At 56.3% G+C, this 18,812-nt stretch carries 16 protein-coding genes and 1 tRNA gene; 12 read left to right on the top strand and 5 right to left on the bottom strand.

Features of this window, described 5'->3' with window-relative positions:
* Positions 1–26 precede the first annotated feature (26 nt).
* Positions 27–977, bottom strand: coding sequence for an alpha-E domain-containing protein (locus tag ABVF61_RS01175; RefSeq protein ID WP_353991717.1), 951 nt, complete (start codon positions 975–977; stop codon positions 27–29).
* Between the two features lie 6 nt (positions 978–983).
* Positions 984–2,408, bottom strand: a complete 1,425-nt coding sequence (locus ABVF61_RS01170) for a circularly permuted type 2 ATP-grasp protein (RefSeq protein WP_353991716.1) — start codon at positions 2,406–2,408, stop codon at positions 984–986.
* Between the two features lie 260 nt (positions 2,409–2,668).
* On the opposite strand from ABVF61_RS01170, the gene ABVF61_RS01165 reads away from it, so the two are divergent.
* Entirely contained in the window at positions 2,669–4,201 is a 1,533-nt protein-coding gene (locus ABVF61_RS01165) for an acyl-CoA carboxylase subunit beta (protein WP_353991715.1), read from the top strand.
* Between the two features lie 56 nt (positions 4,202–4,257).
* Here ABVF61_RS01165 and ABVF61_RS01160 read toward each other — a convergent pair whose 3' ends face one another.
* Both ABVF61_RS01160 and ABVF61_RS01155 read right to left on the bottom strand, forming a co-directional pair.
* Entirely contained in the window at positions 4,258–4,572 is a 315-nt protein-coding gene (locus tag ABVF61_RS01160; RefSeq protein WP_353991714.1) for a hypothetical protein, read from the bottom strand.
* A gap of 224 nt (positions 4,573–4,796) precedes the next feature.
* Positions 4,797–5,270, bottom strand: coding sequence for a YfjT/YkfB family phage-associated protein (locus tag ABVF61_RS01155; protein WP_353991713.1), 474 nt, complete (start codon positions 5,268–5,270; stop codon positions 4,797–4,799).
* Between the two features lie 211 nt (positions 5,271–5,481).
* Between ABVF61_RS01155 and ABVF61_RS01150 the strand changes: the two genes are divergently transcribed.
* From ABVF61_RS01150 to ABVF61_RS01115, 8 genes are all read left to right on the top strand, one after another.
* The gene (locus tag ABVF61_RS01150) at positions 5,482–7,494 is read left to right on the top strand and encodes an acetyl-CoA carboxylase biotin carboxylase subunit (RefSeq protein WP_353991712.1); all 2,013 of its coding nucleotides are present in this window, start codon (positions 5,482–5,484) and stop codon (positions 7,492–7,494) included.
* Positions 7,495–7,583: 89 nt separating this feature from the next.
* Positions 7,584–8,234: an HAD family hydrolase gene (locus ABVF61_RS01145; RefSeq protein WP_353991711.1), complete on the top strand. Its 651-nt coding sequence runs from the start codon at positions 7,584–7,586 to the stop codon at positions 8,232–8,234.
* A gap of 331 nt (positions 8,235–8,565) precedes the next feature.
* Positions 8,566–9,381 (top strand): RNA ligase family protein, encoded by an 816-nt coding sequence (locus ABVF61_RS01140; protein ID WP_353991710.1) that lies wholly within the window; start codon positions 8,566–8,568, stop codon positions 9,379–9,381.
* Positions 9,371–10,525: an AAA family ATPase gene (locus ABVF61_RS01135; RefSeq protein ID WP_353991709.1), complete on the top strand. Its 1,155-nt coding sequence runs from the start codon at positions 9,371–9,373 to the stop codon at positions 10,523–10,525. The genes ABVF61_RS01140 and ABVF61_RS01135 overlap by 11 nt, the downstream gene beginning before the upstream one ends.
* 99 nt (positions 10,526–10,624) lie before the next feature.
* Complete coding sequence (locus tag ABVF61_RS01130) at positions 10,625–10,909, top strand: acylphosphatase (RefSeq protein WP_353991708.1); 285 nt, start codon at positions 10,625–10,627, stop codon at positions 10,907–10,909.
* 138 nt (positions 10,910–11,047) lie between these two features.
* The gene (locus tag ABVF61_RS01125) at positions 11,048–12,268 is read left to right on the top strand and encodes an NAD-dependent epimerase/dehydratase family protein (RefSeq protein ID WP_353991707.1); all 1,221 of its coding nucleotides are present in this window, start codon (positions 11,048–11,050) and stop codon (positions 12,266–12,268) included.
* Between the two features lie 8 nt (positions 12,269–12,276).
* Positions 12,277–13,143, top strand: a complete 867-nt coding sequence (locus ABVF61_RS01120) for a glycosyltransferase (protein ID WP_353991706.1) — start codon at positions 12,277–12,279, stop codon at positions 13,141–13,143.
* Entirely contained in the window at positions 13,119–14,006 is an 888-nt protein-coding gene (locus tag ABVF61_RS01115; protein WP_353991705.1) for an NAD-dependent epimerase/dehydratase family protein, read from the top strand. The genes ABVF61_RS01120 and ABVF61_RS01115 overlap by 25 nt, the downstream gene beginning before the upstream one ends.
* A gap of 12 nt (positions 14,007–14,018) precedes the next feature.
* Here the strand turns inward: ABVF61_RS01115 and lipB are convergent, their stop codons facing one another.
* Positions 14,019–14,732 carry a lipoyl(octanoyl) transferase LipB gene (lipB, locus tag ABVF61_RS01110; protein WP_353991704.1) on the bottom strand — a complete coding sequence of 238 codons (714 nt, stop codon included), beginning with the start codon at positions 14,730–14,732 and terminating at the stop codon, positions 14,019–14,021.
* A gap of 96 nt (positions 14,733–14,828) precedes the next feature.
* On the opposite strand from lipB, the gene ABVF61_RS01105 reads away from it, so the two are divergent.
* The 3 genes from ABVF61_RS01105 to ABVF61_RS01095 all read left to right on the top strand — a co-directional run bounded on the left by ABVF61_RS01105 (position 14,829) and on the right by ABVF61_RS01095 (position 18,741).
* Positions 14,829–15,095 (top strand): FliM/FliN family flagellar motor switch protein, encoded by a 267-nt coding sequence (locus ABVF61_RS01105; protein ID WP_353991703.1) that lies wholly within the window; start codon positions 14,829–14,831, stop codon positions 15,093–15,095.
* Between the two features lie 121 nt (positions 15,096–15,216).
* A tRNA-Leu gene (locus ABVF61_RS01100) sits at positions 15,217–15,303 on the top strand.
* A gap of 702 nt (positions 15,304–16,005) precedes the next feature.
* Positions 16,006–18,741 (top strand): DEAD/DEAH box helicase family protein, encoded by a 2,736-nt coding sequence (locus ABVF61_RS01095; protein ID WP_353991702.1) that lies wholly within the window; start codon positions 16,006–16,008, stop codon positions 18,739–18,741.
* The last annotated feature ends 71 nt before the right edge of the window (positions 18,742–18,812 follow it).

Here is an 18,812-nt window from a genome sequence, read left to right as displayed (position 1 = left end):
CGGCACCTGGGAGAAGGTTGTGTCGGTCAGGAAAAATTGTAGTCTTTGGATAGCTCAAACGCGAATTGATTGTTCCTGCCGATGAATTCGGTGAGATAGTCGTGCAGGCCGTCCTGATAGATTTCCCGCATCTGTTTTTCCGACAAGCTGAGTGCGATGTCCTTTGCCAGATCAAGGCTGGGCTCGCGCGCACTATAGAATTGGGCAAGGTCTTCCGCCGTGTCCGCGATCCAATTGTAGCAATGCGCCAGGGAACGCGGCATCTCCTTTCGCAAGATCAGAAATTCGGCAATGTTGAACGCCCGGAGCCGCGCGTTCGGGTAAGCGAACCTGTAGCTTCTACGTCCTGACAGTGCCCTGAGAATTGCCGACCACTGGTACTTTTCCATGGACCCGTCATCGACAATGTCGCTGTCCGGCAGCAAAGACCAGTATTGTGTGTTCAGGATCCGTGCAGTGTTGTCAGCGCGTTCGACGAAATTGCCCATCTGCGAGAAGAAATAGCCGTCATTTCGCAGCACAGTGTTGAGCAATGCGCCACGGAACAGATGAGCCCGCTGGTTCACCCAGGCCAAAAAGTCGGGCAACCTCTCCTGGGTAATTGTTTGCGGATTGACCTCGGTGAATTCGATCCAGGTCGTGTTGATGGCTTCCCAGAGTTCAGCGGTGATACCGGTTCGAACCGCGCGTGCATTATTGCGCGCCAGTTCCAGGCTGTTGCGAACGCTGACCGGGTTTTCTTTTGAAAAAAGAAGGAAAACGGCGACGCTGCGGATATGCAACTCGTCGTATTTTTCCTTGAATTCGGGCTCGCAGCCTGAGCACGCAAGCGCAAATGCCCAATGAGTACCATGTTCCTGTCCGCGGTGGGACATGATAGCCCCGCGATAGGCAACCTCCAGAAGGCGAGCTACGTTTTGGGCCCGCTCATGATAGCGGGACATCCAAAACAGCGAAGAAGCGGTTCTTCCGAGCATTAAACGTCAGTCCTCAAGTACCCAGGTATCCTTGGTGCCGCCGCCCTGGCTCGAATTCACGACCAGAGATCCTTTTTTCAACGCAACACGTGTTAGACCACCCGGCGTGATCCTGACCTGATCGCCAATCAGGACGAAGGGCCGCAAGTCGACATGCCTGGGCGCAACACCGGACGCGACGTGCGTGGGGCAAGCAGACAGGGCGAGCGTGGGTTGAGCGATGTAGTTGGTAGGTGTCGCCTCGAGGACTTTCCTGAACTCCGCAATCTCACGTTTGGAAGCCGTCGGGCCGATCAGCATGCCGTATCCGCCAGATCCGTGAACCTCCTTCACCACGATGTCTGCCAGGTTATCGAGCACATAGGCAAGGTCGTCGGGGCGCGAGCAGTTCCAGGTCGGCACATTGTTCAAGATGGGCTTTTGACCTGTGTAAAACTCAATGATGTCAGGAACATAAGCATAGATTGCCTTGTCATCCGCAATCCCGGTTCCCGGCGCGTTGCAGATTGTGACATTGCCGGCTCTGTAGGCATCAAACAGCCCGGGAACGCCGAGCATGCTGTCAGCGTTGAAGGTGAGGGGATCCAGAAACGCATCATCAATCCGCCGGTAGATAACATCGACTTGTTCGGGCTGACGCGTTGTGCGCATGAACACCTTACCGGCATCAACAAAGAGGTCCCGGCCTTCAACCAGTTCCACACCCATTGAGTCCGCCAGGAACGCGTGTTCGAAATAGGCGGAATTGTAGATCCCGGGCGTCAGAACAACGATGGTCTGCGTGGATTTCGCCGGATCCGGAGCAACGCTTTCAAGCGTCCTGCGCAAAAGTTCGGGATATTGTTCGACGGGTGCTACGGCGTGCGTTTGAAAGAGTTCGGGAAACAACCGCATCATAGTCTCGCGGTTTTCCATCATGTAGGAAACACCGCTCGGCGTACGGGTATTGTCCTCCAGAACGTAGAATTCATTCTCCGACACCCTGACGAGATCCGTCCCGATGATATGAGCATAAACCTTGCGGGCCGGGGTGAAGCCCGCCATTTCGGGAAGGAAGGCCTCGTTCTGCAGGATAAGGTCAGCCGGGATGATGCCGGCGCGAAGAATCTCCTGGCGATGATAAATATCATGCATAAACGCGTTCAGCGCCCGCACTCTCTGGTCGATACCGGCGGACAGTCTGCGCCATTCGGCAGCTGAGATAATGCGGGGAATGGGATCGAAGGGTATCAGCCGTTCTGTCGCCTCCTCGGCGCCGTAAACAGCGAAAGTGATGCCGAGCCTGCGGAAGATTGTCTCAGCGTCGCGGCTCTTTTTGGTCAGGAAATTAGCGGGTTTGTCTTCGAGCCAGGCTGCGAGCCTCGAATAGGGTGATCTCGCGCCACCGGCATCGTCGAGCATTTCGTTGAAGAAAGTCCGATCGTCCGCCATTGCCTCCCCTTCGGCTATTTTGCTTGTTGCGCAATCATGACAAAATTCTGAAGTGTGTCAAAGAACAATATCGCGGCGCGATTGCCTAGTATTTGAGCAGGAACGATTGCCCGTTCACCCGAGCATCGAGCCCTCCATGAGACAGCCAGGCATGAAGGGACGCATGCGCACGCGTTTCGAAGCGCTTAAGCCCATGTGCTGACTTTGCCTTGATCCAGGAACGTGTTACGGCCTCATGAACTGCGTATTGGGAGGATCCGATGAAAGAAGTTCTGGCCGAATTGGAAAAGCGCCGGGAAACGGCACGGCTCGGTGGCGGCCAACGTCGGATCGATTCCCAGCATGCCAAGGGCAAGTTGACCGCCCGTGAACGTATTGAAGTGCTGCTCGATGAGGGCTCTTTCGAAGAGTTCGACATGTTCAAGCAACATCGCTGCACGGATTTCGGTATGGAACAGCAGCACATTCCCGGCGATGGTGTTGTGACCGGTTGGGGCACAGTCAACGGCCGCACGGTGTATGTGTTTTCCAAGGACTTCACGGTCTTCGGCGGTTCGCTTTCCGAGGCGCACGCTGAAAAAATAACCAAGTTGCAGGATATCGCACTTCAGAACCGGGCGCCGGTTATCGGTCTGTTTGATGCCGGCGGTGCGCGTATTCAGGAAGGTGTTGCTGCGCTCGGAGGCTATGGCGAGGTATTCCAGAGAAATGTGCTGGCATCCGGTGTCATTCCGCAGATTTCGCTCATTATGGGACCTTGCGCGGGTGGAGACGTCTACTCGCCCGCGATGACCGATTTTATCTTCATGGTTCGTGACACATCCTACATGTTTGTGACGGGGCCCGACGTCGTCAAAACGGTCACGAACGAAACCGTCACGGCTGAAGAACTGGGCGGTGCGTCTATCCATACCACCAAGTCTTCAATCGCCGACGGGGCATTCGACAATGATGTTGAAGCCTTGCTGGAAATGCGGCGGCTGATCGACTTTCTTCCCATGAACAACCGGGCGGAATTGCCGGAACTGACCAATTACGACGACCCGGACAGGATCGACACGAGCCTTGATACGCTTGTGCCAGACAACCCGAACAAGCCATACGACATGAGAGAGCTTGTTCTGAAGACTGTTGACGAGGGTGACTTCTTCGAAATTCAGAAAAGCTTTGCAGGCAATATCATCACGGGCTTCGGGCGTATTGAAGGCCGCTCAGTCGGTATCGTCGCAAACCAGCCCATGGTTCTGGCCGGTGTTCTGGACTCTGACGCCAGCAGAAAAGCCGCCAGGTTTGTGCGTTTCTGCGATTGCTTCAATATCCCGATTGTCACATTTGTTGATGTTCCGGGCTTTCTGCCGGGAACCTCGCAGGAATATGGCGGGCTTATCAAGCACGGCGCAAAACTGCTGTTTGCCTTCACAGAGGCCACGGTTCCGAAAATCACCGTTATCACGCGAAAGGCCTATGGCGGCGCATACGATGTGATGAGTTCGAAACACATTCGCGGCGACATCAATTATGCCTGGCCGAGCGCTGAGATCGCAGTGATGGGTGCAAAAGGGGCCGTTGAAATTCTCTATCGCTCCGAGTTGAGCGATCCGGACAAAATCGCCAAGCGCACCAAGGACTACGAGGACCGGTTTGCCAATCCCTTCGTAGCTGCCGAGCGCGGTTACATCGACGACGTAATCCGACCGCACTCCACGCGCAGGCGTGTGGCAAGGGCGCTTGCGTTGCTTCGGTCAAAACAGGTCGAGTTGCCGTGGAAAAAGCACGACAACATTCCGCTTTAAGGCGGCTAATTTGATGTAAATTGCGGAATATGGACCGAGAAACCGGCCCGATTGCATTAATTCCAGCGGTTGAAACCACCGCGTGGGAACAAAGGTTCCTTGCACTCATATGCGACCGGACATTTGCGGTTGTCACGTGTCGGGCCGTACTGAACAAAGAGTTCCTGGTTCCAGTCGCAATAGCTGCGGTTTGAGACAAACATCGAGTATGTATACTGACCCGTCGTAAAGACGACAGCGCCATGCTGCCTGACCATGTTCTGCGCCTGACTGCAGGACATCTGTCGCAAGTCTGGTCTTGCCTCTGCCGCGGTTGTCATCAAGACGCCGCTGAGCGTGAGTGCGGCAAATGCGAGCCGGCAATTTTTCATATCTGCCTCCGTCGGTGTCTAACTGCAAATTGACCCAGAGTTAAACCTTTATGCGCCCATAGAGAGCGCTACACACCTTCGAGTGTGCTTCAAGGACTGGATACGCAGTGTGATCGACGCCACATAAAATGCCATTTAAAGAAAGAGTGCACCAGAGTTAGCCTGCGGAAAACTGTAGCCTCTTCTTTCAACGGCTAATGGCGCGGCCTGTGGAAGACGGCATGTCAGGAGCGGGCGTTGCTTTTTTGCCAGTCTGTCGGACAAACGGCGCCGGGCAAAACCTTCTGAGCGCCCTTCAGGGAGAACCCTGCATAACTGTTGTCATGAAACTTGACCGCCATAGTGTTGGCGGAACGCAGTTTGTGCCACACATAGCCGAAACTGTCAGAGCACGTCGCACAGCCGCTGCCGATAAGTCCATGCTCATTGACCGGCAGTTCCAGAATGTCCGCATCCAGGATGAGCTTTATTCTGCTGCCGGCCGGAGGCAATTTACCTTCGATTTCGACATGCAACATGGTGCCGTTCACGGGGCGTTTTGGATGACACCAGATAACGAAATTCGAGCCGACATTGTTGGTTGTCCAGTATCTCGTGAATCCTTCCGCTTCCCCGCGGCTCCATTTGCCAACGGTTTCACCAAAGGCTGTGCCGCCAAACGAGCACAACAAGACGGCAACGGCGAAAAGGTTTTTCATGTTATCTCCCGGATATCCGTCAAATTATCAGGTAGACGCGTTAATTTAACGTAAGGTTTGCGCTCCGTTTCGAGGATATAGCTTTAACCCTGCACACGATGCGGTTGACTGATGTGCGACCCCGCCGAAACGCCTCTCGCCCTTTGGCTAAGTTGCACGGCTGAGGACTGCGGCCTACAAACGTGAAAACAAGCCAGTCGGGTGGGATTAGATGTTCTCAAAAATTCTTGTCGCCAACAGGGGCGAGATCGCGTGCAGGGTCATGAAAACCGCGCGCCGCATGGGGATCAAAACCGTTGCGGTCTATTCGGACGCGGATCGGGATGCGCTGCACGTGGAAATGGCAGACGAGGCCGTTCATATCGGGCCTGCTGCTGCCGCCGAGAGTTATCTGATCGCAGAGAAAATCATCGACGCGTGTAAACAGACCGGTGCAGAAGCGGTTCATCCCGGCTACGGGTTTTTGTCGGAGCGCGCCAGTTTTCCCGAAGCGCTGAAGAAGGAAGGCATTGTCTGGATCGGGCCAAATCCTCGGGCGATCGAGGCGATGGGCGACAAGATCGAATCCAAGAAGTTTGCCAATGATGCCAAGGTCAGCACCGTACCCGGCTATCTCGGCGTGATAGAAACGCCGGACCAGGCCGTGGAGATCGCCGAAGACATCGGGTATCCGGTCATGATCAAGGCGTCGGCGGGCGGCGGCGGAAAGGGCATGCGCATTGCCTGGAACGCCGAAGAGGTGCGGGACGGCTATGACCGCTCAAAATCCGAAGCGGCCTCATCCTTTGGCGACGATCGGGTATTCGTCGAAAAATTCATCGAAAACCCGCGCCATATCGAGATCCAGGTTCTTGGCGACAAACACGGCAATGCCATTTATCTCGGCGAACGCGAGTGCTCGATCCAGCGCCGGAACCAGAAGGTTATCGAGGAGGCGCCTTCACCGCTTCTCGATGAGGAAACACGGCGCAAGATGGGTGAACAGGCCGTCGCGCTGGCAAAGGCGGTCGACTATGACAGCGCCGGAACCGTCGAGTTTGTTGCCGGACAGGACAAAAGCTTCTTCTTTCTGGAGATGAACACGCGCTTGCAGGTGGAACATCCTGTGACCGAACTGATCACCGGTGTCGATCTGGTCGAACAGATGATCCGCGTTGCAGCCGGCGAAGAGCTTTCGATTGGACAAGACGAAGTCAAACTGAACGGCTGGTCAGTTGAAAGCCGGATTTACGCCGAAGATCCTTACCGCAATTTCCTGCCGTCGATCGGCCGCCTGGTGCGCTATCAGCCGCCGGAGGAGATTTCTGGCGATGAAGTGACCGTACGCAACGACACCGGGGTCGTGGAAGGGTCCGAGATCTCGATGTTCTATGACCCGATGATCGCCAAGTTGATTACGCACGCCCCAACGCGGGACCAGGCAATTGATGCCATGAGCACAGCACTCGATGCCTTTTACGTCGATGGGATCCAGCACAACGTTCCGTTTCTCACGGCCTTGATGAACCACCCGCGCTGGCGGTCTGGCGAACTGGCGACAAGTTTCATTCAGGACGAATATCCTGAGGGTTTCTCGCCTGCAGTGCCCGATGACAATGCCTATTCCGTACTTGCTGCGGTCGCGCTGTCGATGGGCGCTCTGGAACGCGAACGCCTCGATCATCTGCCTGGGCGACTTAGACCGCATTCGGGCGCGATGCGGGAGGACTGGGTTGTCAAACTCGACAAGACCTATGTTCCGATCAGAATAGCGGCAGGCTATCCCGGAACGCCGGTGGAACTGGATATTGCCATTGGCGACGGACCGATCCTGAATGTGGAATCGGATTGGAGCCCGGGCGATGTCCTGTGGTCGGGCAAGGTCGGCAGTGTGGAGGCTACGGTTCAGATCCGGTCGACCACGGGTGGCTATCGTCTCGACTGGCAGGGGTACTCGGTTGTTGCAAGCGTCATGACGCCGCGTATTGCCGAACTCGACCAGCTCATGCCCGAGAAAGTCCCGCCGGACACCTCCAAGATGCTCCTGTGCCCAATGCCCGGGCTCGTGGTTTCCATTGCTGTTGACGAAGGTCAGGAAGTCAAGGCGGGTGAGCAGCTTGCCGTTGTGGAAGCCATGAAGATGGAAAATGTGTTGCGGGCGGAACGCGATTGTGTCGTCTCTGCGATCAAGGCAGCGCCGGGTGACAGTCTGGCAGTCGACGCCGTCATCATGGAGTTTTCCTGATCCCCGATTGACTTCGCGCGCGCTCCAAATCTATTGAAGCCGTTCGAATGAAACCTTTCGGGCGGCTTTGAACGGATTCGCGGGATGTCATGACTTACACAACTGTTTTGTTCGATCTCGACGGGACTCTCACTGACCCGTTCGATGGCATCACCCGCTCCATCCAGTATGCGCTCGACAAGATGGCAGCACCGGTTCCGGATGCAAAAGAACTTCACTGGTGCATCGGACCGCCGCTTTGGGACAGTTTCGAGGTTCTCTTAAACACGTCCCACAGACCCGAGCTTGATCGTGCCGTCGCGCACTACCGGGAACGCTATACCGTTACGGGGCTGTTTGAGAACACACTCATAAACGGCATCCCGCAGACGTTGGTGTCGCTTCGCGACGCGGGGCTTGATTTGCACGTCTGTACGTCCAAGCCTCACGCCTATGCTGGAAAAATCGTTGAGCATTTCGAGCTCACGCATCACTTCGGAAAAGTCTACGGCTCCGAACTGAGCGGTGAACGCTCGGCAAAAGCCGAGCTCATCGCTCATATTCTGGAAGAGGAAGGTCTCAAGACGTCGGAAACGGTAATGATCGGCGACCGGAAGCACGACCTCATAGGTGCAAACGCAAACCACGTGGCGGCCATTGGTGTGCTATGGGGATACGGCAGCCGGGAAGAGCTGGAAGCTGAAGACCCGATCCTCGTTGCCGAAAAACCGCAGGATATTCTGACTGCTTTGTCCCGGTGACAGGAAGAGTTCCGTCCCAAAGCGGTATCCGGGCTGTTGCCTATCTTCATCAGTCTTTGCGAAACTGCGGTGCCGGCGTCCTGAGCGCTTCAAGTAAAGTGGCGTTTGGTGTAAGAACGCATCTCCGCACACCCCGAATGTCCAGAGCATCACGATGTAACACGCTCGAATTGATTACTGAAAAAACGCCGCATCCCATGAAGTGGAAATGGCGCATTCTGTAATTGCGGACACATAGCTGTATCCCGATCCATAGCAGTCATCCTTGGGTGGCTGATGCCTTGTGCTATGGCAGCGGCATATGCTTGTCCGATGACTTTCGAGCAACATCATGAAACTTACAAAATACCCGCGCACGCGGCACCTGGAAGGTTCCCGCCTTCAGAAGGGGGATCTGGGGGACGACAAGCCGCTCGCAGAGCTCTTTGGAAAGACACTCATCGTCGAGGAAAAACTTGACGGTGCCAATTGTGCTGTTTCCTTCAATAAACAAGGCGAACTGCAGTTGCAAAGCCGCGGTCACTATCTGACAGGCGGCTATCGCGAGAGGCATTTCGACCTGCTGAAAACCTGGGCATCTGTTCACTCGAACACGTTTCGCAGCGTTTTCGGGGCACGGTACGTCATGTTCGGTGAGTGGTTATATGCCAAACATACGAGCTACTATGATGCGCTTCCGCATTTCTTCCTCGAGTTTGATCTTTTCGATCGGCAGACAAGTCAGTTCCTGAGCACGGACCGGCGCAAGAAATTGCTGTCCGGGCTTCCGATCATGCCGGTGCCTGTTCTTCATAAAGGCGAAGTGGGGTCTGTCGACGAGATGAATGCGCTCATAAAGCCGTCTTTGTACAAGTCGGCCCAGTGGCGTGAACATATGGAGGAAACCGCCAAGGCTTCGGGCAACCGGATGGAGTTTGTCGAACGGCAAACCGAGGCGACGGATCTTGCGGAAGGGCTTTATGTGAAGCTGGAGGACGCCGAGTGCGTTCAGGAGCGTTTCAAGTTCGTGCGTGATGGTTTCATCCAAACCCTGACGGATTCAGACAGTCATTGGCATTCGCGCCCCATCCTGCCCAATCAACTGGCGGACGGCGTGGACATTTTTGCGCCGGTCCTGGGTGTGAAAGGAGCCTACGATGCGTGCTGAGACCACATCAAAGCCTTCGTTTGCTTTGCTTTCGGATCTGGTTCCTTCGGCTCCTGACTGGCAGGTGGACTGGTCCCGGATCTGGCCCCTCTGGCCGCAACTAGGCGCTTTGGACACGTGCCCTCAGGACCCGGTTCACCATCGTGAAGGTGATGTCGGAACCCATACCCGCATGGTTGTCGAAGCACTTGTGGGACTGAACGCATGGCGCACGGGCAGCGATTGGCATCGTTCATGCCTTTTCTGGGCGGCGGTTCTGCATGATATCGGGAAGCCGGGCACGACCAAACACGAGGAAGATGGCCGCATAACATCTCGAGGCCACTCCCGCCTTGGTGCGTTTCTGGCGCGGCGGATCTTGTGGGACGCGGGTGCCCCCTTTGACTGGCGGGAAGAAGTCTGTGGCTTGATCAATTGCCACCAGTTGCCCTTCTGGCTGATCGAACGGGACGACAACCAACGGCAGGTGATCAAGACATCGCTGAAGTGTCAGCCTTATCGCCTGTGCACACATGCGGAAGCCGATGCGCTGGGCCGGGAGTGTGCCGATCAACAGTCCGTACTGGACAATGTTGCCTTGGCCCGTCAGCTTTTTGAGGACAATTCCTGCCTTCTTGAGCCCTTTCATTTTGCAAATGATGAAAGCCGGGTCAGCTACTTCGAAAAGGCCGACCGGGATCCGCACTTCGCGGCACATGAGGCGTTCAGGTCCAACGTGACGCTGATGTCCGGATTGCCAGGCGCTGGCAAGGACACCTGGATAGCCGCGAATCGCAGCGAACTTCCGGTCGTAAGTCTCGACACGGTCCGCGAGAACCTTGGAGAACCGGCAACTGGGAACCAGGGCCGCGTGGTTCAGGCGGCTTACGAAATGGCGCGAGGCTATTTGCGCAAGGGAGAGGATTTCGTCTGGAACGCTACGAACATCTCCGAACAGCTGAGAGCCAAGCCTCTGCGTTTGTTCCGGGACTACGGAGCCTTTATCGAAATCGTTTATCTGGAGCCCACCGCACAGGGGCTCGTGAGCCAGAACAGGAACAGGCCCGACGCGGTTCCTGAGGCGGTGTTGGACAATCTTGTGAAGAAACTTGAGCCTCCGGGCGATTGGGAGGCGCACAGGGTTACGCGGATCGTTGGTACGTGATGCAATTCCGCTTTTGGCGGTGAGGGGCTATCCCGCTTGTCTTTCACCGCCAGTCGGCTTGCACTAGCCTTGTCGTGTTTTATGTCAGGGTCATTCGTCATGTCAGAGCTTCAGACCGTTCACATACTCATCGAAGGCCGGGTGCAAGGAGTCGGGTTTCGGGCCTGGTGCGCGGATGAGGCACTCCGCAGAGGCCTTGCCGGATGGGTTCGTAATCGCAAATCCGGCGCTGTTGAAGCGGTTTTTTCAGGCGCGCCAGCCCTTGTTGCCGATATGCTGGACGTGGTCCGGAAGGGACCGAGATTTTCCCGGGTGAATGCGGTCACGGATCTTGAACCGGTCGAGGCCCCAGGTGGTCGTTTTGAGATCAGGGAAACTGCGTAGCAATCCGGCGGAAATTGAAAAATGTATATCAATCCTGAAGATCAAGATTGATCTGTCACGTAAATATCGCAATCATCTGATTTCTCGTATGTATCAATCGGAACCAGATTCCGAGCTGCGCAGCCAGGGAGAAATCACGTGAAAATTGCGATACTCGGTGGAGATGGCTTTGTCGGCTGGCCCACGTCATTGCATCTGTCCGCTCTTGGGCACGACGTTGATGTCATCGACAATCTGAGCCGGCGCTGGATCGATGCGGAACTGGGTGTTCAGTCGCTGACACCGATGGATTCCATCCAGGAACGCACGCGCATTTGGAAGCAGGAAACTGGCAACACCATCCAGTTTCACCTGATTGATATCGCAGAGACCTACGAAGTCTTCAAAAGCTGGCTGGCGGACAATCGTCCGGACGCGATCATTCATTTCGCCGAGCAGCGGGCTGCGCCTTATTCCATGAAGTCCGACCAGCACAAGAACTACACGGTCAATAACAACGTGAATGCAACCCATCATCTCCTGAACGCCATGGTGGAGCTGGAGCTCGATGCGCACCTCATTCATCTCGGCACGATGGGCGTTTATGGCTATTCGAATGTCGGCGCGGCCATTCCCGAAGGCTATCTGAACGTCGACGTTGAAACGCTTGCAGGCGGCGCGGCGCGGCAGGAGATTCTCTATCCGGCCAATCCGGGCTCGATCTATCACATGACAAAGTGCCTCGATCAGCTTCTGTTCCAGTTCTACGCCAAGAACGACGGCCTCAGGATCACGGACCTGCACCAGGGGATCGTCTGGGGCACGCATACGGACCAGACCCGGCGCCACAAGCAGCTGATCAACCGCTTCGACTATGACGGGGACTATGGAACCGTTTTGAACCGGTTTTTGATCCAGGCGGCCATCGGCTATCCGCTGACCGTGCATGGAACGGGCGGGCAGACACGCGCCTTCATCCATATCCAGGATTCGGTTCGCTGTATCGAGCTTGCCCTGAAGAACTCTCCTCAGAGCGGCGATCGCGTAAAGGTCTTCAACCAGATGACGGAAACCCACCGTGTAAGGGATCTTGCCGAAATGATCTCCGGGCTGACCGGCGCACGCGTCGCCTATCTGCCCAATCCGCGCAAGGAAGCGCCTGAAAACGATCTCGTCGTTGAAAACAAGCAGTTCCTGGAGCTGGGTCTCGACCCGATCAAGCTGGAGGACGGGCTGCTATCTGAAGTCGTCGATGTTGCGAAGGCTTTTGCCTATCGGGTGGACCGAAGCCGGGTGCCTGCCGTTTCTGCCTGGACCAGAGAGATCGCAACGGAAATCGAACACGATCCGGAGCATCCCAGACTGAAGTCGGTCTCCTGAGGTCCGCGATGACTGACGGTGCCAGCTTTTACCGCGCCCCAGTGTCGCGCGCTGCCTACGTGACCCTGGTCACCAACAGAGACTATGTGCTCGGCGCGACGGCTCTGTTGCGGTCCTTGCAGCGGACGGAGACCGAAGCCGATCTTGTGGTGCTGTGCACGCCCGGCGTCGACGACGACGATCTCGCAGCCCTTTCGCCATTTTCCCCGCGTCTGGGCCGTTGTGAGCGCCTGCCGACATCGCAAGCGTTCAACGAAAGGCACGAAAGGGGCAGGCTTCATAAGGCGGCACCCTTCACCAAGGGCGGAAAACCATCCTTCCATACGCCGCTCGACAATTTCGCCAAGCTTCGTTTGTGGCAGCTTGAAGAGTATGAACGCGTCATCTTCATTGATGCGGATGCCCTGGCGCTCCAAAACTGCGACAAGCTGTTTGACTTCCCCGAATTCTGCGCGGCTCCGAATGTCTACGAGAGCCTCGGCGACTTTCATCGGATGAACAGCGGTGTCTTCACGGCGCGGCCGAACAAGGTAACGTATGGCAAGATGCTGGAAGCGCTCGACCAGCCGGACAGCTTCTGGCGCCGAACGGACCAGACCTTTCTGGAGCACTATTTTCCCGGCTGGCATGGACTGCCGGTCTTTTACAACATGCTTCAATATGTCTGGTTCAACCTGCCTAACCTTTGGAGCTGGCAGCAGATCCATATCCTGCATTATCAGTACGAGAAACCCTGGCAGGTGGGCCACGAAAAGACCGACCGGCTCAAGCCTTTGATTGATCTCTGGCAGGCCTTTGCGACCGGTGAGGGGATCCCGGTGGACACGACCCTGTTGCCGGGGCCCTCGGAATGGGCGGATCAGAAGGCATCCTGATGCATGTTCTGATCACGGGGGCAGGCGGCACGGTCGGGCGGTTTTTGACGGAGCGGATGCTGTTTGACGACCACCGCGTAACGTCTCTCGGCCGTAAGCCGATTGAAGATTTGCCGGTTGGATTCGCCCCTTTTGATCTCACTGATCGCGAACCCCAGCTGCCGACGGCTGATGCGCTCATCCATTGCGCGCTTTATCATGAACCCGGAAAGTTTCGCGGCGGCGAGGGGCATGATCCGGAGCGGTTCTGGCGCTTGAATGTGGAGGGAACGGCCGCCCTTTTCCAGGCTGCAAAGCGGTCCGGCTGCCGGTCGGCCGTTTTTCTCTCCAGCCGAGCGGTCTATGGCGATCAGCGGCGGGGCGAGACCCTCCTGGAAACCGACCCACCAGCGCCGGATACGCTCTATGGCAAGGTGAAGCTTGCCGGAGAAAAGCACCTCGAAGGCCTCTGTGACGCTGGCTTCTCCGGGGCTGCAATGAGAGCAACCGGCGTCTACGGCATCCCGCCAGGGATGGGGCGGCACAAGTGGACCGATCTCTTTGCAAGCTTTTTGTCCGGCGCGGAAATTGCGCCTCGTTGCGCAACGGAAGTGCACGGCGAGGATCTGGCATCCGCGCTGTTGCTCGTCCTGAAGCACCTTGAAGCAGCGCGGGGGTTTGAAGCCTTCAACGTCTCCGATCTTGTTCTTGACCGGGCCGAACTCCTGCAGCTTTTCGTTGACGCCAGCGGAACGGATGGTAGCCTTCCGGCCAAGTCAGCCTCCCTGCCAGGTGTCATGGATACGGACAAACTCCGGCGGCTCGGATGGGCCCCCGGCGGGATGGCAAAACTGAACTCGTTTCTGGAAGATTGCTGCGCGTAATCCTGAGACTTGTCAGTCTTGCGCTTGCGTGACCGGCCCGAAAATTTTCTCAAATTCGGCGCGCAGAACACTGTCATTTTCGGCCATGGTCACGGGGATGCCGAGATCGACCAGACTGGTGACGCCGTGCTCCGTCACACCGCAGGGCACGATGCCGGAAAAGTGCTCCAGCTCCGGTTCCACGTTGAAGCTGATCCCGTGAAACGAGACCCATTTGCGCAGCCGGATGCCGATTGCGGCGATCTTGTCCTCAACGTCGTGGCCGCGATCCGGGCGCCGGACCCAGACGCCGACGCGGTCCTCGCGGCGTTCACCCCGGATGTGATAGTGCCAGAGCGTGTTGATGAGCCAGGCTTCGAGCGCGGAGACAAAGGCCCTGACGTCCTGCTGGCGCTTCTTCAGGTCCAGCAGGACATAGGCAACGCGCTGACCCGGCCCGTGATAGGTATGCTGTCCACCACGGCCAGTCCGGTAGACTGGGAAACGGTCCGGCGCGACGAGATCGGTGTCGTTCGAGCTTGTGCCGGCGGTGTAAAGAGGCGGATGCTCAAGCAGCCAGACGAGTTCGCTTGCCTCGCCTGAAATGATTCTCTTCACCCGTTCATCCATTTCAAGAAGCGCCGTCTCATAATCGACGAGGTCGTCCGAAATCCGCCACTCAACAGGCTCAGTCCCTGAAATCGGCAGAAAACTGAAGGAAATCGTGTCTCTTTCGACAGGTGACATGTGGATGACACTTCTTTGTTTTTTGAGCTGGCTGGCCGGGCCGTGATATGGTGAGGCGCTGGCGGGTATCGCCCTATTTAAGGATCTTGACGTCCGATGACCACCTTTGACGAAATCAAAGTCGATATTTCCGTCGTGCTTGGCGAGAGCGAAATGCCGGTTCATCAGCTTCTGCGCATGGGCCGTGGCGCGGTGATCGATCTGGATGTTTCCGAAGACGATGACGTCAAAATCTACGCGAACAATACGCTGGTCGCGCGCGGGCAGGTGGTTCTGCTGGGCGAGCGGATCGGGATCTCGATCACCGAAATACTGATGCGTCCGCCGGAAGTGCGCCCGATGCGCACCGACGGGCCGCTCTGAAGTTCCGGAAAAGAAAAACAGCGTCCTTGTGAATTATTGTATTTTCGGCCCTTGCGCCCCCAAAGCCCTTTTGCTACACGGGGCGCCTCGACGCTGAACAGCGCCGAAAACAATCGAATATGCGGTCGTGGCGGAATTGGTAGACGCGCAGCGTTGAGGTCGCTGTGGGGTAAAACCCGTGGAAGTTCGAGTCTTCTCGACCGCACCATTCGATGGTTGGAATTTATTTCAAATGGCCGCTTTCGAGCGGCCTTTTTGGTTTTCCCGTGCCGATTGTTGTTCCTGAATTGAGCTGCCGGACGACCGGATCGAGAGCTCGGGTGAGTTTTGCAGTCGAGACCGCCGAAGATAAATCGCGGCGCCTTGAACGGTTTAAAAGGTAATCGCCTTCTCTTGCTGTAGCAGATTACGATCGATTTCCAGGCCGCAGCAGGAAGTTTCAAAGCTGGTTCGCCGTGTTCCATGTCTCGCATCAAAACGGGAATACTCATCCTTTTTTTGAGCTCAATGTTGGAGTAGCAGAGATTGAACGGGGGAGACAGTCGAGAACGGTGTTCAATCTAGCGCTTTTGCTTCTGCCTAGAGGTGCTCTGGTAATACCGTATTTTCCAGTTCCGTAACTTGGATTGTGAAATGAATTCCCTGATCAAGATATTGCTGATTGTCATTCTCGCGCCTGTAGCAATAGCTATATTGGTTGTACTTGCCTCAATCTTGATGATATTCGCCGGTGCGTGAGCGTGAGCGGTTTTGCAGTACGTGCGCTTTTGATCACCCGCAATTTGCGCCAACGAAAGACATATGTGCACCTGTGCCGCATAGCCATGCATTTATCGGTCTTCCCAGATCGGTCCCTTGCGAGGTATTCAGAATTTCAGAGATTTCAAATTTGAAAGTTGCCGGATAAGTATTGGAAAACCTTCAGTTCAAGTATCCCTGGCGGGCCTATCAGCAACGTGTTCTGGATGAGCTGACGTCCCATCTTGATGATGCGCAGCTTCATGTTGTTGCCGCGCCCGGGTCCGGCAAAACCGTGCTCGGGTTGGAGGTAATGCGCGGGCTGGCTAGACCCGCGATTGTCTTTGCGCCTTCGCTTGCGATCCGGAACCAGTGGAAGCACCGGCTTGTTGATCTGTTCCTTGCAGAAGGTGCGGATGAGGACTGGATTTCGATGGATATCCGGCGGCCGGCGCTGCTGACCATCACGACCTATCAGGGCTTTCATGCGGCGCTTAAAGGGGCGGCAGACGAAGAAACCGGGGAGCTCGCAGATGCGGCGGGGTTGGATCTGGTGCGACGGTTCAAAGAGATTGGCGTTGGCACCCTGATCTTCGATGAAGCGCATCACCTGCGCAAGGACTGGCAAAGATCGCTTGTCGACTTGAAGAACGCGCTGCCGAGCGATGTGACGACGGTTGCGTTGACGGCCACGCCTCCCTACGACGTCAGCGCGTCGGAATGGGCAAATTACGAGGATCTGTGTGGGCCGATCGATTGCGAGATTTCGGTTCCCGAACTGGTCAGGGCCGGTGATCTGTGTCCGCACCAGGATCTCATCTGCCTGTCGTCGCCGACCGCCTCGGAAACTGAATTCATCGACGCGTTCTGGCAAAGCGTGAACGTCTTCGCGCATGGGCTTTTGAATGATAATGCGTTTCTTTCCTGCCTTGAGACCATTTCCTGGTTTACAGCGCCTTTCAAATACGAAGAGGAGATCTTTTCAAACTCCGCATTTGTTGTCGCAGCGCTGGTGTTTTTGAAGGCGGCCGGAAGACCGGTGCCCAAAGATGCGCTCGCGCTCTTCGCCGTGGAGCTGGAGCACCTGCCAGCGCTAGATCGTACGTTTCTGGAAACACTGGTCACCGGCGTGACCACTGGAGATGCATCAAAGTGGTTTGAGGACAACGGGTTAAGGCAGGAAATCCTGAAAGAACTAAGATCCTTTGGCGCGCTGCGGCGCGGCAAGCCCATGCTGGCTGAGGTAGATGAGATCGACCGGCGCCTCAGAAACAGTCTCGGCAAGGTCCAGAGCATCAAAACCATTGTCGCGGCAGAAAGCTCCAGCCTCGGACCAGCCCTGCGCATGGTGGTGCTGACGGACTACATTTACCGCGACCTGGCACCGTCGTCGGGCCAGCAACACTATGAGCCGGTCAAGATTGGAGCTGTTCCGCTTTTCGAAACGCTTCGGCACAAGGGCGAGTATCTTTATAAAGTCGGCCTGCTGACGGGCTCCCTGGTCATCCTGCCGGTCGACGCCATTGCCTTGTTTGAGAGCGCTGCTGCACAAAAGGGAATTGGCAAGCAGGATTTCAACATGCGTCTTTTGCCGCATGACGCTGATTACGCCGAGATTGAACTGAAATCGCGTTTCCGGCACGAAACCGTTCACCTTGTGACCTCCGTGTTCGAGCAGGGCGGCGTCACGATCCTCGTTGGAACGCAAGCGCTTTTAGGGGAGGGATGGGACGCGCCCTGCATCAACACGCTCTTGTTGGCCAGCACTGTCGGATCTTTCATGCTGTCCAACCAGATGCGCGGACGGGCAATTCGGATTGATGCGGACAAGCCGAACAAGACTGCAAATATCTGGCATTTAGCCTGCGTGAACAGCCTGGAAAAGCAGGTTTCCCTCGAAAGTGTCCGCAACAAAGTCCAGTCGCTGAACCCGATCTCTCCGGTGAAGACCAACCCTGTTCGCCTGAACGGTCTGCTTGGCGATGACTGGGACGATCTCAGTCGCCGGTTTCGGGCATTTGAAGGACTGAGTGTTGCCGACCCGCCCTATATCGAGACGGGTATTGGCCGTATGGGGTTTCCCGCGACCAGCTGGACCCATGAAACCCTGGACGGTGAGAATGCGAAGGCATTTACCAGATGTGCGAACAGGGATTTACTGTTCACGCGTTGGCGTGGGGCCTTGGAGACTTTTGGCGAGAAAGCCCTGTTGCGGCGTATGGTGACCACCCGCAGACCGTCGCAGACCTGGGTCTACCGGAACCAGATGAGTTCGCTTGGTCTGGGCTCTGTTCTGATAACGGCAATTCTCGTGATCCTGTCTCAGAAGGATCTTCCGCCCGCACTTCTCGCGTTCATGGGCCTGGCCGTCGTGGTGGTGTTTCTCCTTGCGCTCAAGGAGGGCGGAAATCCGCTGCGCACGATCCGTCTTGCCATTCAAAACAGAACGCTGCGCGGGAACCTGTCGCAACTGGGGCAGGCGGTGTTGCAAACGATGATCCACACCGGCGACATCAAGACGCCTCTGGAAAAACTGACACTCACTGTCAATACCTATGCTGGCGACAGTTTCTGCACGCTGGAAGGCGCTGAAGCAAAGGAATGCGCCCTGTTTCTCGATGCGATGAAGCAATTGCTGGGGCCGATTGAGAACCCGAAATACATGATCGTCCGCCGCGTCGGCCTCTTCGGCAAGAAAATGGTCGATTATCATCCGGTTCCCGACAGGATCGCGCGAAAGAAGGCAGATGCCGAGGTGTTCCTGAAGCGCTGGACGGCTCTTGTCTCGGATGCCGATCTCGTCTCCGTCAGGTCGAGAGAAGGGCGCAGAGTTCTTCTTCAGGCGCGGGCTGATGCATTCGCCTCGCACTTTGTGCCCCAGGCAGAGCTGTTGGGCCGGTGGGAGTGAATTGAACAGGAAAATGGGCCATCCACTCCAGACGGGCCGTGATCTTGAAAAAGGCGCCTTGGGCGAAACTC

Origin of the sequence: Roseibium sp. HPY-6 (genome assembly GCF_040530035.1) — a bacterium.
Classification (GTDB): domain Bacteria; phylum Pseudomonadota; class Alphaproteobacteria; order Rhizobiales; family Stappiaceae; genus Roseibium.
This window is presented reverse-complemented; position numbering and strand designations above follow the sequence as displayed.

What these genes read in the sequence shown, in the direction of transcription:
- ABVF61_RS01150 (WP_353991712.1), top strand. Translation starts at nt 5,482, where the DNA reads ATGTTCTCAAAAATTCTTGTCGCCAACAGGGGCGAGATCGCGTGCAGG.
- ABVF61_RS01135 (WP_353991709.1), top strand. Translation starts at nt 9,371, where the DNA reads ATGCGTGCTGAGACCACATCAAAGCCTTCGTTTGCTTTGCTTTCGGAT.
- ABVF61_RS01120 (WP_353991706.1), top strand. Translation starts at nt 12,277, where the DNA reads ATGACTGACGGTGCCAGCTTTTACCGCGCCCCAGTGTCGCGCGCTGCC.
- lipB (WP_353991704.1), bottom strand. Translation starts at nt 14,732, where the DNA reads ATGTCACCTGTCGAAAGAGACACGATTTCCTTCAGTTTTCTGCCGATT.
- ABVF61_RS01155 (WP_353991713.1), bottom strand. Translation starts at nt 5,270, where the DNA reads ATGAAAAACCTTTTCGCCGTTGCCGTCTTGTTGTGCTCGTTTGGCGGC.
- ABVF61_RS01175 (WP_353991717.1), bottom strand. Translation starts at nt 977, where the DNA reads ATGCTCGGAAGAACCGCTTCTTCGCTGTTTTGGATGTCCCGCTATCAT.
- ABVF61_RS01170 (WP_353991716.1), bottom strand. Translation starts at nt 2,408, where the DNA reads ATGGCGGACGATCGGACTTTCTTCAACGAAATGCTCGACGATGCCGGT.
- ABVF61_RS01160 (WP_353991714.1), bottom strand. Translation starts at nt 4,572, where the DNA reads ATGAAAAATTGCCGGCTCGCATTTGCCGCACTCACGCTCAGCGGCGTC.
- ABVF61_RS01145 (WP_353991711.1), top strand. Translation starts at nt 7,584, where the DNA reads ATGACTTACACAACTGTTTTGTTCGATCTCGACGGGACTCTCACTGAC.
- ABVF61_RS01115 (WP_353991705.1), top strand. Translation starts at nt 13,119, where the DNA reads ATGGGCGGATCAGAAGGCATCCTGATGCATGTTCTGATCACGGGGGCA.
- ABVF61_RS01130 (WP_353991708.1), top strand. Translation starts at nt 10,625, where the DNA reads ATGTCAGAGCTTCAGACCGTTCACATACTCATCGAAGGCCGGGTGCAA.
- ABVF61_RS01105 (WP_353991703.1), top strand. Translation starts at nt 14,829, where the DNA reads ATGACCACCTTTGACGAAATCAAAGTCGATATTTCCGTCGTGCTTGGC.
- ABVF61_RS01140 (WP_353991710.1), top strand. Translation starts at nt 8,566, where the DNA reads ATGAAACTTACAAAATACCCGCGCACGCGGCACCTGGAAGGTTCCCGC.
- ABVF61_RS01165 (WP_353991715.1), top strand. Translation starts at nt 2,669, where the DNA reads ATGAAAGAAGTTCTGGCCGAATTGGAAAAGCGCCGGGAAACGGCACGG.